General features: G+C 33.4%; 11 protein-coding genes. 5 read left to right on the top strand and 6 right to left on the bottom strand.

The annotated features are described in order from the left end of the window. Positions 1 to 334: 334 nt before the first annotated feature. From gyrA to dnaA, 6 genes are all read right to left on the bottom strand, one after another. Positions 335 to 2,842, bottom strand: a complete 2,508-nt coding sequence (gyrA, locus tag CN514_RS09970) for a DNA gyrase subunit A (protein ID WP_141529347.1) — start codon at positions 2,840 to 2,842, stop codon at positions 335 to 337. Positions 2,843 to 2,911: 69 nt separating this feature from the next. Then, positions 2,912 to 4,831 carry a DNA topoisomerase (ATP-hydrolyzing) subunit B gene (gene gyrB, locus CN514_RS09965; protein ID WP_098232439.1) on the bottom strand — a complete coding sequence of 640 codons (1,920 nt, stop codon included), beginning with the start codon at positions 4,829 to 4,831 and terminating at the stop codon, positions 2,912 to 2,914. 98 nt (positions 4,832 to 4,929) lie between these two features. Further along, positions 4,930 to 6,051: a DNA replication/repair protein RecF gene (gene recF, locus CN514_RS09960; protein ID WP_098232437.1), complete on the bottom strand. Its 1,122-nt coding sequence runs from the start codon at positions 6,049 to 6,051 to the stop codon at positions 4,930 to 4,932. 17 nt (positions 6,052 to 6,068) lie between these two features. After that, a complete protein-coding gene (gene yaaA, locus CN514_RS09955) occupies positions 6,069 to 6,287 on the bottom strand; it encodes a S4 domain-containing protein YaaA (protein ID WP_069033635.1) in 219 nt (72 codons plus the stop codon). A 198-nt stretch (positions 6,288 to 6,485) separates the two neighbouring features. Continuing rightward, the gene (gene dnaN, locus CN514_RS09950; RefSeq protein WP_098232436.1) at positions 6,486 to 7,631 is read right to left on the bottom strand and encodes a DNA polymerase III subunit beta; all 1,146 of its coding nucleotides are present in this window, start codon (positions 7,629 to 7,631) and stop codon (positions 6,486 to 6,488) included. Positions 7,632 to 7,787: 156 nt separating this feature from the next. Further along, entirely contained in the window at positions 7,788 to 9,134 is a 1,347-nt protein-coding gene (dnaA, locus tag CN514_RS09945) for a chromosomal replication initiator protein DnaA (RefSeq protein ID WP_097976411.1), read from the bottom strand. A gap of 745 nt (positions 9,135 to 9,879) precedes the next feature. Here dnaA and rpmH point away from each other — a divergent pair. From rpmH to mnmE, 5 genes are all read left to right on the top strand, one after another. After that, entirely contained in the window at positions 9,880 to 10,014 is a 135-nt protein-coding gene (gene rpmH / locus CN514_RS09940) for a 50S ribosomal protein L34 (protein WP_056467137.1), read from the top strand. Between the two features lie 141 nt (positions 10,015 to 10,155). Further along, positions 10,156 to 10,536: a ribonuclease P protein component gene (gene rnpA, locus CN514_RS09935; protein WP_088012678.1), complete on the top strand. Its 381-nt coding sequence runs from the start codon at positions 10,156 to 10,158 to the stop codon at positions 10,534 to 10,536. A 39-nt stretch (positions 10,537 to 10,575) separates the two neighbouring features. Continuing rightward, positions 10,576 to 11,361: a YidC family membrane integrase SpoIIIJ gene (gene spoIIIJ, locus CN514_RS09930; RefSeq protein ID WP_098232435.1), complete on the top strand. Its 786-nt coding sequence runs from the start codon at positions 10,576 to 10,578 to the stop codon at positions 11,359 to 11,361. Further along, a complete protein-coding gene (gene jag, locus CN514_RS09925; RefSeq protein ID WP_098232434.1) occupies positions 11,358 to 11,996 on the top strand; it encodes an RNA-binding cell elongation regulator Jag/EloR in 639 nt (212 codons plus the stop codon). Before spoIIIJ ends, jag begins: the two co-directional genes overlap by 4 nt. Before the next feature lie 166 nt (positions 11,997 to 12,162). After that, positions 12,163 to 13,539: a tRNA uridine-5-carboxymethylaminomethyl(34) synthesis GTPase MnmE gene (mnmE, locus tag CN514_RS09920; RefSeq protein WP_098232433.1), complete on the top strand. Its 1,377-nt coding sequence runs from the start codon at positions 12,163 to 12,165 to the stop codon at positions 13,537 to 13,539. The last annotated feature ends 6 nt before the right edge of the window (positions 13,540 to 13,545 follow it).

The following is a 13,545-nucleotide window of genomic DNA, read 5'->3' as shown; positions in this document are numbered from 1 at the left end:
TTTAGTTTTCAAAGTTCATTTTGTCGTCCGTATCTCTTGGCGACTTCTATATAATAACAAATCCAACAACCTTGGTCAATAGTTTTTATAATATAATTTCAAAAAAAAATAAACAAAACATTGCGCTTCATTAAAATCCCCTTCATGACAACATTTTATCCCTTTCCTAAAGTAGTACAAACAATGGAGATATACTAATCAAAATAGTAATAGTAAGATTGTAATCAAATTGTAGAAAGTGTTTTCCTGTGCTCACTCATTCTAACTTGAATGGTTACCAATATATAATCAAAAAAAGAGAGAACCTACTTGTTCTCTCTTCATTAGTCATCAATTATTCTTCTGTTGTTTCAATTTCATCTTCGTTTTCAAGAGTCGTTAATTCAGCTTCGTTTTCAGCTTCTTCATCAATTACCTCTTCTTCTTTTGCAGCAATTGCTACAGTCGCAACATGACCTTCTTGATCAAGTTTAATTAATTTAACACCTTGGGTAACTCGACCTAAACGTGAAATTTGCTCAATTGGCATACGGATCATTACACCAGACTCAGTAATTAACATTAAATCCTGTTCGTCACTTACACATTTTAATGAAATCATTTTACCGTTTTTATCTGTAACATTAAGCGTTTTTAAACCTTTACCGCCACGGCTTTGAATTCGGTATTCTTCCTGTCCGGTTCGCTTACCATAACCAAGTTCCGTAACAACAAGAATATCTAAGTGTTCTTCAACAACTTCCATTCCAACAACATAATCATCATCAGAAAGTGTAATTGCTTTAACACCCGTTGCCGTTCTTCCCATTGATCTAACATCGTCTTCATTAAAGCGAATCATCATACCTTTTGAAGTACCGACAACAATATCTTTTGTACCGTCAGTTAGACGCACCGATATTACGTCATCATCTTCTTTTAAATTAATTGCAATTAATCCATTAGTACGAATGTTTGCAAAGGCAGATAAAGGTACACGTTTTGCTATTCCTTGTTTTGTTGTAAAGAATAGGTACCAATCTTCTAAAAATTCACTTACTGGAATAATTGCGTTAATATTTTCATCTCGGTCAATTTCTAGTAAGTTTACGATAGGTAATCCTTTAGCTGTACGACTAAACTCTGGAATCTCGTAACCTTTTGAACGGTATACTTTTCCCTTATTCGTAAAGAATAAAATTGTATCATGTGTTGAAGGTGTTAGTAAGTGTTCTAAGAAGTCATCATTATTAGTACCCATTCCTTGAATACCACGTCCACCTCTACGTTGAGATCGGTAAGTAGAAACTGGAAGACGTTTAATATATCCATTATGAGTTAAACTTACAATGATATTCTCCACTGGTATTAAGTCTTCATCTTCAATGATTTCAACTCCACCAGGAACAATTGCTGTTCTTCGTTTATCATTATACTGTTCTTTTAGCTGAGTTAATTCTTCTCGAATAATTTCAAGAACTCTTTCCTCATCCGCAAGAATTGCTCTTAATTCTGCAATTAACTTGATTAGCTCTTGGTATTCTTCTTCGATTTTTTCGCGCTCTAATCCAGTTAAACGTTGTAACCTCATATCTAAAATTGCTTGAGCTTGTTTTTCAGATAAATTAAATGTTTCCATTAAGCCATTTTTAGCGATTTCTCCTGTTTGAGAAGCTCTAATTAAGCTAATTACCGCATCTAAATGGTCTAAAGCAACCTTCAATCCTTCTAAAATATGTGCACGCGCTTCTGCTTTTTCTAACTCAAACTTTGTTCTACGTTTAATAACAACAATTTGATGGTCTAAATAGTGTTTTAAACAGCTCTTTAGAGATAGAACTTTTGGCTCACCATTTACAAGTGCTAATAAATTAATACCAAAACTTGTTTGAAGTGCAGTTTGTTTATATAGATTATTTAAAAGTACATTTGCGTTCGCGTCTCTTCTAACTTCAATGACAATACGCATACCATTTCGATCAGATTCATCGCGTAAATCAGTAATACCTTCTATTTTCTTATCTCGAACTAGTTCAGCAATTCGTTCAACAAGCTTAGCTTTATTTACTTGATATGGTAACTCTGTAACAATTATTGTTTGTCTACCATTTGCTTTTTCTTCAATTTCAACTTTTCCTCTGATAATGATAGAGCCTTTACCAGTTTCATAGGCCTTACGAATACCACTTTTACCTAGAATCATACCTGATGTAGGAAAATCAGGACCCTGAATATATTCCATTAATTCTTGTGTAGTGATATCTGGCTCTTTACTTAATGCAAGAACACCATCAATTATTTCACCTAATTGGTGCGGAGGAATATTTGTGGCCATACCAACCGCTATACCCGTTGCTCCGTTTATTAACAAGTTAGGGAATCGTGCAGGAAGAACGATTGGCTCTCTTTCTGAACCATCGTAGTTATCTTGAAAATCAATCGTGTTTTTATTAATATCACGAATCAATTCCATCGAAATTTTAGACATTCTTGCCTCTGTATAACGCATCGCCGCCGCCGCGTCTCCATCAACTGATCCAAAATTCCCATGGCCATCTACTAACATATATCTGAAGTTAAAGTCCTGAGCCATACGTACCATTGTTTCATATACAGCAGAGTCACCATGCGGGTGATACTTACCAATTACTTCACCAACGATACGCGCTGACTTTTTATAGGCTTTATCAGCTGTCATACCTAAATCATTCATTGCATATAAAATTCTTCTATGTACAGGCTTAAGGCCGTCTCGTACATCTGGTAACGCTCGAGAAACAATTACACTCATTGCATAATCTAGGAAGGAATTACGCATTTCATGACTAATATTTATTTCTTTAATTTGTTGATTTTCACTCAACATCGGCACCTCCCTTTAGTTTCCGTATCTACCTGAGAAAAGGAGCATAAAGCCCCTTACAAATACTTATTAAATATCTAAATTCTTTACATACTTAGCGTTATCTTGAATAAAGTTACGTCTTGGCTCTACTTTTTCACCCATTAATGTTTCAAACGTTTCATCCGCTTCGATCGCATCTTGAAGGTTAACTTGTAGTAACGTTCTAGTTTCTGGATTCATTGTAGTTTCCCATAACTGTTCAGGGTTCATTTCACCTAGACCTTTATATCGTTGGATAACAGGTTTTGGTACTGCATTTAAAGTCGACATAATTTCATCCATTTGTCGATCATTATAAGCATATTGTATTTTTTTCCCTTGCTGGATCTTATATAAAGGTGGTTGAGCAATATAAATATAACCACTTTCAATGATTTGACGCATATAACGATATAAGAACGTTAACAATAAAGTACGGATGTGGGCACCATCTACATCAGCATCCGTCATCAATATAATTTTATGATATCGTGCTTTCTCGATATCGAAATCATCACCGATTCCAGTACCAAAAGCAGTAATCATTGAACGAACCTCGTTATTTGATAAAATTTTATCAAGTCGAGCCTTTTCTACATTAATAATTTTTCCACGTAAAGGAAGAATTGCTTGGAAGTGACGGTCTCGTCCTTGTTTAGCACTTCCACCCGCTGAATCACCCTCAACAATATAAATTTCGCTAATAGAAGAATCTTTTGAAGAACAATCAGCTAATTTCCCAGGTAAACTTGATACTTCTAAAGCACTTTTTCTTCTTGTTAACTCACGAGCCTTTTTAGCAGCAACACGAGCCCTAGCCGCCATTAAACCTTTTTCAACTATTTTTTTAGCCTCTGTTGGATTCTCTAATAAAAACTTTTCAAGGTTTTCTCCAAAAATTTGCTCTGTAATCGTACGAACTTCACTATTACCCAATTTAGTTTTTGTTTGTCCCTCAAACTGTGGATCAGGATGTTTAACAGAAACGATCGCCGTTAATCCTTCACGTACATCCTCACCAGATAAGTTGCTATCTTGATCCTTAATTAAACCATTCTTACGACCATAATCATTAATAACACGAGTTAAAGCTGTTTTAAACCCAACCTCGTGCGTACCGCCTTCGTGTGTATTAATATTATTCGTGAATGAGTAAATATTACTTGTATAGCTTTCGTTATATTGAAGTGCAATTTCTACACTAATTCCATCTTTTTCACCAATAACAAAAATTGGTTCGTCATGTATTACTTCTTTAGAACGATTTAAATGTTCAACGTAAGATTTAATTCCACCTTCGTAATGGAATTCTTTCTTTTGTTTATTTTCTCTACGGTCTTCAATTGTTAAGCGAATACCTCTATTAAGGAACGCTAATTCTCTTAATCGATTTGCTAATGTATCAAAGTCATAAATTGTTGTTTCAGTGAAAATTTCTACATCAGGTTTAAAATGAGTAATCGTACCCGTAACATCAGTTTCACCAACGATACTCATATCTGCTACAGGTATTCCTTTAGAAAATTGTTGATAATAAATAGTTCCTTCACGATGAACGTGAACTTCTAGCAAAGTAGACAACGCATTTACTACTGAAGCACCTACGCCGTGTAATCCACCAGATACTTTGTACCCACCACCGCCAAATTTTCCACCCGCATGAAGTACCGTCATAATTACTTCTAGTGCAGGTCTACCCATTTTTTCATGGATACCTACTGGAATCCCACGGCCATTATCTTTAACTGTAATACTATTATCTTCTTCAATTATTAAATTAATCTCATCACAGTATCCAGCCAATGCCTCATCTATACTGTTATCAACGATTTCCCATACTAAGTGATGTAATCCTTTTCCACTCGTAGAACCGATATACATACCCGGTCTTTTACGTACGGCTTCTAAACCTTCAAGAACTTGAATCTGATTTTCATCATAATTATGTTCTTGCATTTTTTGATCCATTGTCATGAACACTCACCTACTTTTTTTATTTTACATAAAAGAATTAGTAAATTTCAGCTATGCTTACTAGGCGGCGTAGTAGAAATTTCATAAATTATTTATCGAGAAGTACTTATAATTGTTCCATGTGAAACATTTATAATATTAGCTTGTTTTATCGTTTCGTGCTGAATTCCGTCGACACTTGTTGTTGTAACAAAAGTCTGTACTTTATTTTGAATTGCATTTAATAAGTGTGTTTGACGATAGTCATCTAGCTCTGAAAGAACATCATCTAATAAAAGTATAGGATATTCTCCAACTTCCTCTTTAATCAGTTCGATTTCTGCTAGTTTTAATGAAAGAGCTGTTGTCCGCTGCTGTCCTTGCGATCCAAAAGTTTGAACGTTTTTATCATTTACCATAAAAACCAAATCATCTCTATGTGGACCAAGCAATGTAGTACCTCTTGATACTTCACGCTCTTTTTCAGCTTCGAATTGTTTTATGTACTCATCTTCCATTTTCGTCAAATCTGTTAAATCTGATACATTAATGCTTGGTTTATATATAATTTCTAGCTTTTCGGTCTCTCTAGAAATTTGACTATGAATAGGCGATGCCCAATCCTGTAGTAATTTGATGAACGAAATTCGTTTTTCAATTATTTTTACTGCATGTTTTACAAGCTGAGATGTTAGGACTTCAAGCATTAAATAGTTCCGATCTCGGCTAGTTTGTAATGTTTTTAGTAGTGAATTTCGCTGTTGGAGGATTCTTTGGTACTGACTCAGTTCATGTAGGTAAACAGGCGAAACTTGTCCTAGTTCCATATCTAGGAATTTACGACGCACTTGCGGACTACCTTTTACTAAATGTAAATCTTCCGGTGCAAACATAACGACATTCATCACGCCTATATATTGACTTAACTTCATCTGTTCAAGATGGTTCAGCTTTGCTTTCTTACCTTTCTTTGAGAGGATTAGCTGTAGTGTTACTTGCTGATTTTTTTTCTGTAACGTACCCTTTATTGTACCATATTCTTCATCCCAACGTACCATTTCTTTGTCATTACTTGTTCGATGGGACTTTGTTAAAGCTAGCACATAAATTGATTCCATTAAATTTGTTTTACCTTGGGCATTCTCACCAATAATGACATTTACATTATTTTGAAAATTTAATTCAAGTTTTTCATAATTACGGTATTGTTTTAGTTGTAAATCTTTAATATACAATGGGATTCCCCCAAAACTTATGAAGTTATAATATAAGAACCTTTTCCAGTTATAGAAATTGTATCATTTAAAACTAATTTTTTTCCTCTTCTATTCTCAGGTTCATTGTTCACAAAGATTTCATGCTCCGATAGAAACCATTTAGCCATTCCACCTGTATCAATTACACCCGCAAGCTTTAAAAATTGCCCTAATGTAATATACTCTGTATTTATTTTAACTTTTTCTGTTTTCATTTTTTATCACCCTCATTTATCCATTCCTTAATTGTACTAAACTTCTGTAAGAAAAAAAACACTTAACCCTTATTTTGTCTATTAAGTACAAAAAGACTGACCTAAATGTACTATGCACTCCCCAAACAAATTAAATTCTGCTCGTTGGAGATGCTAGTGCATTCTATTAGGTCAGCCCCTTTCGATAGAATTTACTAATTAGTATGTGCGAACTGGTAAAATTAATTGCAATGTTCTTGAATCATTTACAGTACGGATTAAAAATGGTCTCATAGCCCCTGTAAATTGAATATAAATTTCTGGGCTTTCAATTGCTTTTAATGCATCCATAACATACTTCGCACTAAAAGAGATTTTTAACTCTTCACCTTTAATATCCTCGCAAACAATTTCGTCTACTACTTTACCGATTTCAGGAGAATAAGAAGAAACATTGACCAATGAGCTACCAACTGTTTCTAAGTGAACAACATTATTTCTACCTTCTCTTGCTAATAAAGAAGCACGATCAATTGCTTGTAGGAATTCTTTCGTCATTACAGTTAGTTCCGTTTTACTTTCACTTGGAATTAACTTTGATGTATCAGGATAATTACCTTCTAATAATCGAGTAAAGAACAATAGATGCTTTGTCTTAAATAAAGCTTGATGTTCTGTTAAGACGATTTCTACTTTTTCATCATTGTCATCTAGAATTTTACTTAATTCATTTAGACTCTTTCCAGGAATTACTACGCTAGCTTTAAATTCACTTGTTGTAGAACTTCCGTCAATTTTAGCTTGTCTTAAAGCTAATCGATGGCTATCTGTCGCTATACATGTTAGATCACCATTTTCGATCTTCCAGTTTACACCGGTTAAAATTGGTCTAGTTTCTGAAGTTGATACTGCAAATACTGTTTGACGAATCATAAATTTTAATAAATCTGCAGAAATAGAAATTGTTTCATGTTCTTCAATTTGAGGAAGTAGTGGATATTCCTCAGCGTCAAAGCCATTTAAGCTAAATTCAGTTTTTCCAGCTTTTATTGTTGTTACATAATTATTATCTGACTCTAGTTCGACAAAATCTGAAGGTAATTTTTTTACAATGTCACTAAAATATCGAGCATTTAATACAATGCTTCCAGTTCGTTTTATATCAACTAGTTGTTGATCATCTAATACTGTTGGTAAATAAGATTCTATAGATATATCTGAATCACTACCTGTGAAAGTTAGTCCTTCATTTGTAACGACTAGTTTAATACCAGTTAAGATTGGAATAGTTGTTCTTGATGAAACAGCTCTCATAACATCTTGTACAGCTTTAACAAGATGATCTTTTTGTACAGTAAATTTCATTGTTTGTACTCCTTATATAATTTATAAAATAATATAGTAATAGTAGTAGGGCCTGTGAATTTGTGGATAACTCTATTTTATTAAAGAAAAATAAGTCTATCAACATGTGGATAGACTGTGTAAAAAAGATAGAAAGTTATGCACAGGTAAATAACTCTACTGATTTAATTTTTCATTGATTTCTTTAATTTGAGATTGCAGCTGTGAGTCAGTTTCAATTAATTTTGAAATTTTTTCATGCGCATGAATAACAGTTGTATGATCGCGGCCTCCAAACTCTTCTCCTATTTTAGGTAAAGAATGGTCTGTAAGCTCTCTTGAAAGATACATTGCAATCTGTCTTGGGAAGGCTACGGATTTTGTACGTTTCTTTGCTTTAAAATCCTCTAATTTAATACTAAAAAATTCTCCAACTGTTCGTTGAATATCGTGTATTGATACTGTTTTAGGTTTCGTCGCTGTAATTAAATTTTTTAAGGCTTCAGCGGCCACACTAGCATTTATATCCTTATTAATTAAAGACGAATAAGCGACTACGCGAATAAGTGCTCCTTCTAATTCACGGATGTTTGTATCGATTTGATTTGCTATATATAACATTACCTCATTTGGAATATCTAACCCCTCAGCCTTAGCCTTTTTACGTAAGATCGCTATCCTAGTTTCTAAATCCGGTGGTGTAATATCTGTAATAAGGCCCCATTCAAATCGTGAACGAAGTCGATCTTCTAATGTAGGAATTTCTTTAGGTGGTCGGTCACTTGAGATAATGATTTGTTTACTTTCTTCATGAAGTGTATTAAACGTATGGAAAAATTCTTCCTGTGTTTGTTCTTTTCCAGCTAAGAACTGAATATCATCTATAAGTAGCACGTCTACATTACGATACTTATTTCTAAATTCAATTGCTTTATTATCGCGAATTGAATTAATGAACTCATTTGTAAATTTTTCTGATGATAAATAAACGACTTTGGCATTTGGATTATGCTCAAGTACATAGTGTCCAATTGCGTGCATTAAGTGGGTTTTCCCTAACCCAACTCCCCCATATATAAATAATGGGTTATAGGCTTTTGCAGGTGCCTCAGCAACCGCTAATGATGCTGCATGGGCAAAACGGTTACCTGAACCAATTACGAAAGTATCAAAAGTATATTTAGGGTTTAACATACTTTGATTGAACTCTACTGGTTCCTCAAATTTTACTTTGGCTTTAACTGCCGGTATATTCATCTCTATTTCTTCTACATGATTTTGAGGAAGGATAAATTTAATTTCTAATTCCGCTCCAGTTATTTCTAAAACTGTATCCATTATCAATGATGAATACTTTGACTCAAGCCAATCACGGGCGAATTCATTTGGGGCAATAATTGTTAAAGTATCATTCTTTAAAGAAAATGCCTTTGTTGATTTTAGCCATGTTTCAAAGCTTGGTTTACTTATTTTTTTTTCTATTTCTGCTAGAACCCTGGACCACAGATCCCCTATATTCTCCAAACAATAATCCCTCCTTACAAAGCTTGTTCAACTTTTGTACAAGCACATAAATTAAGTATTTATTTTTATTCACGTCTTTGAATATGCGTTATTTTATAAAACTGCAAAAATCCACTTTATTTGACAGTATTCACCCATGTGGATAACTTTAAAATGGTACAAGTGTAAAACCTGTCCACAAGTTATTAACATCTGTGGACAAATAAAAATAATAAACAACTTGTCCAAAGTGGAAAACAAATTAATGATATCAAAAATCTTTAGCGATTTCAATGAGTAGTTAATGTTATCCACATGCTAATCCACTTGTTTAAAAAAATTGTCCACAGAAAAAGAACTTGTGTAAAAGTTGTCAGTAACTGTTGTGGGTAAAAAATATGTTGAAAAATATTATCCACAGAGCACTTAACAATTTTAAGAAAAGGGAAAGTAGTAGTTTTTTGTAGATTTTCTTATTCACTTAAAAGCACGTTTCAAAAAATCTTTCGACACCATATTTTTTGCTTAGATTAATCGTTTATAAATTTATTGGAGGGAAATGATAGGAGTAAATCGCATTTCTTATAGTAAATAAGGCACTTTATTTTATTTTTTTCCTATTAAAACTCACTGGATTAACCATTCTTCATAAATTGGAAATAATTATTCATCATGATTTAACATCTTAGATTGACATTAATAGTAGTTATTCTTTATAATTTATAGGACTGTCTATAACAGTAATTCCTCAGGGAGGTGTCATATAATGAAAAGAACATTTCAACCAAACAAACGTAAACGCAGCAAAGTACATGGTTTCCGTAGCCGTATGAGCACTGCAAATGGACGTAAAGTTCTAGCTGCTCGTCGTCGTAAAGGAAGAAAAGTATTATCTGCGTAGGCCACTGTCAACAGTGGTCTTTTTCACTAATAAGAAGGCCTTTTTTGCTTTTATGTCACAATTTGTAAGTAAAAAAGGCCTCATTTTTTATAAAAAAATTGTTATGATAATTGAAGGAATCATTTGGGGTGTCAGTAGAACATGAACAAGAAAAACAGAATAAAAAAGAATGCAGATTTTAGTCGCGTTTTTCAAGAGGGATCGTCAACTGCAAATCGACAATTTGTAATCTATACATTAAAAAAGGAAGATCAAAAGCAATTTCGTATAGGATTATCTGTTAGTAAGAAGTTAGGTAATGCTGTAGAGAGAAATCATATTAAGCGGTATATAAGGCAAGCTCTTACTGAATTAAGTGATGATCTTCGTGTGAATATGGATTATGTTGTAATCGCAAGAAAGCCCTGTACTGAACTACCTTTTAATGAATTTAAAAAAAGTTTAATTCATGTGTTGAAAAGGGCGGAAGCGCTTAAAATACGTGATTCAAAACATAAATTAGATAAAAATCAAATTAAGTAATTACATATTTAAATGTAACTTCTTAAAGGAGGAGCTAGTTTGAAGACTAAGAAGTACCAATGGCTAGTTACAGTTCTTTTATTAGTAGTCGTGTTAGCTGGATGTTCGCAAACAAACCAACCGATTACATCTGAAAGTACGGGGATTTGGAATGAGTATTTCGTTTATCCACTATCATGGTTAATCACAGCTGTATCTAAAATTTTTGGTGGAAGTTATGGAATGTCGATTATCGTCGTAACACTTTTAATCCGTTTAGCATTACTACCGTTAATGATTAAACAAATTAAAAGCACGAAAGCGATGCAGTCAATCCAGCCTGAAATGGCCAAACTTAAAGAAAAATATTCTTCAAAGGACCAAAAAACTGTCCAAAAATTAAATGAAGAAACAATGAAGTTGTACCAACAACATGGTGTAAATCCACTATCTGGTTGTTTACCAATTTTTATTCAAATGCCAATCTTAATTGCTTTCTACCATGCAATTATGAGAACAATGGAAATTAAAGCGCATGACTTCTTATGGTTCCAATTAGGGCATCCGGATCCAATTTATGCTTTACCAATCATCGCTGGTATTACAACTTTCATTCAACAAAAGGTATCAATGAGTACTGGTTCAATGACAGGACCTGCTGCTCAACAAATGAAAATCATGCTTTATGTTATGCCAATCATGATTTTAATATTTGCTGTTAGACTTCCATCTGCTTTAGCTTTATATTGGGTAGTTGGTAATACATTTATGATTCTTCAAACATTATTTGTTAATAGAGGTAATACTACCGTTAAAAATAACAATGTAGGAGGGGCTAGTAAGTGAGAGAAGTAACTGCTACTGGTCAAACAATCGAACAAGCAGTTCAAATAGCACTTCAGCAACTTAGTTCAACAGAAGAAGACGTAGAAATTACAGTAATCGAAGACGGCAAAAAAGGATTTTTAGGATTTGGTGCTAAACCTGCTAAAGTATTAGTTGTTAAAAAGAAGACTTTAATCGAAAAAGCTTACGACTACCTTTTAAATATTGTTAAAAGTCTTGATGAAACTGCAGATGTAAATTTCGAATTGCAAGGTACTAAGGAACAAACCTTTTTATTTACTGTAAAGGGAGAAAAAGTTGCCCTTATTATTGGAAAAAGAGGTAACACTTTAAACGCTCTTCAATTCTTAGTTCAAACATTTGTAAACCGTCATTCAAAACAATTAATTCATGTTGTCGTTGACGCAGAGAATTACCGATTAAAACGTAAGGAATCGCTAGAAATTCTTGCAAAAAAGACTGCTCAAACAGTTTTAAAAACAAGAAAAGCGATCTCTTTAGAGCCAATGCCTTCTTTTGAAAGAAAAATAATCCATCATATACTGACGGATATGCCGAATATTTCTACAAAGTCTGTAGGCCAAGATCCGCATCGTCAATTAGTTATAGATTTAAAGAAACCAATTAAGGGCTAAGCCTTAATTGGTTTTTTAATGTTCTTCATTCAAGTCATTTAAGTTTACTTGTACTTTCGTACGGTTATAATATAAAAACATTCAATTATAAAATTCTTTATGCTATGCTATAGATTTAGAAGTAACATGTTAACATTTATTTAACATGCTCCGAGGTGATTTTTTGATGGAATTCGATACAATTACAGCCATATCGACCCCAAAAGGCGAAGGTGCGATTGCCATCGTTCGATTAAGTGGCGATGAAGCTGTTCAAATAGCGAATAAATTATTTAAAGAAAAAGATTTAAATATCGTAGATTCACACACAATTCATTACGGACATTTAGTCGATCCAAGTTCCGGTAATACTGTTGAGGAAGTTATGGTCTCGATCTTAAGAGCACCAAAAACGTTTACACGTGAAGATGTTGTCGAAATAAATTGTCATGGTGGAATTTTTTCCGTTAACAAAGTGCTTGAATTAGTGCTATCACAAGGGGCTAGATTAGCGGAGCCTGGTGAATTTACAAAAAGAGCATTTCTTAATGGACGAATAGACCTATCTCAGGCAGAAGCAGTAATGGACTTAATTCGTTCAAAGACTGACAGGGCAATGGCGATTGCAATGAATCAAGTAGAAGGTCGATTATCGAAGTTAGTTAATAGCTTAAGGCAAACAATACTTGAGATTTTAGCTCATATTGAAGTAAATATTGATTACCCTGAATATGATGATGTTGAAGAAATGACTAATACTGTTTTAATTGAAAAAGCAAAAACAGTTCGAGTTGAAATACAAAAACTGCTAGAAACATCAAAACAAGGTAAGATTTTACGTGAAGGACTATCTACTGTCATTATAGGTAGACCGAATGTTGGGAAATCGTCACTTTTAAACACACTTGTTCAGGAAAGCAAAGCAATTGTTACTGATATTCCAGGTACAACGCGTGATGTTATTGAAGAATACGTAAATGTAAAAGGTGTACCATTACGCCTAATAGATACAGCCGGTATTCGTGAAACTAAGGATGTTGTAGAAGCAATCGGTGTTGAAAGATCTAAAAAAGTATTGAATTTGGCTGATTTAGTTTTATTTGTTTTAAATAATAATGAGCAATTAAGTGAAGAGGACCGTAAATTATTTGCTGAAATGAGCGGTAAAGATGTAATTGTGATCATTAACAAAACAGATTTGTCACAAAAGCTTGATCTGAATGAAGTAAAAGCGTTAGTTGGTAATGCTACAATTGTTACGACTTCCTTAAAAGAAGAAAAAGGAATTGATGATTTAGAAAAAGCAATTGCCAACTTATATTTTGAAGGACAAATTGAGGCACAAGATTTAACTTATTTATCTAATGCTAGACATATTGCGCTATTAAAACAATCAGAACAGACAATTAATGATGCAATTGAGGCAATGAAAAATGGTATGCCGATTGACTTAGTACAGATTGACTTAACTAGAGCATGGGAATTGTTAGGTGAAATCGTTGGCGATACAGTTCAGGAAAGTTTAATCAATCAGCTATTTTCTCAATTCTGTTTAGGAAAATAACATGGT

This window comes from Bacillus sp. AFS001701 (genome assembly GCF_002559405.1).
GTDB lineage: Bacteria > Bacillota > Bacilli > Bacillales > Bacillaceae_G > Gottfriedia.
This window is presented reverse-complemented; position numbering and strand designations above follow the sequence as displayed.

Bases quoted from the DNA above. Each gene is read 5' to 3' on its own strand.
- dnaN (WP_098232436.1), bottom strand. From the start codon at position 7,631: ATGAAATTTACTGTACAAAAAGATCATCTTGTTAAAGCTGTACAAGAT.
- rnpA (WP_088012678.1), top strand. From the start codon at position 10,156: ATGAACAAGAAAAACAGAATAAAAAAGAATGCAGATTTTAGTCGCGTT.
- yaaA (WP_069033635.1), bottom strand. From the start codon at position 6,287: ATGAAAACAGAAAAAGTTAAAATAAATACAGAGTATATTACATTAGGG.
- mnmE (WP_098232433.1), top strand. From the start codon at position 12,163: ATGGAATTCGATACAATTACAGCCATATCGACCCCAAAAGGCGAAGGT.
- gyrB (WP_098232439.1), bottom strand. From the start codon at position 4,831: ATGGATCAAAAAATGCAAGAACATAATTATGATGAAAATCAGATTCAA.
- rpmH (WP_056467137.1), top strand. From the start codon at position 9,880: ATGAAAAGAACATTTCAACCAAACAAACGTAAACGCAGCAAAGTACAT.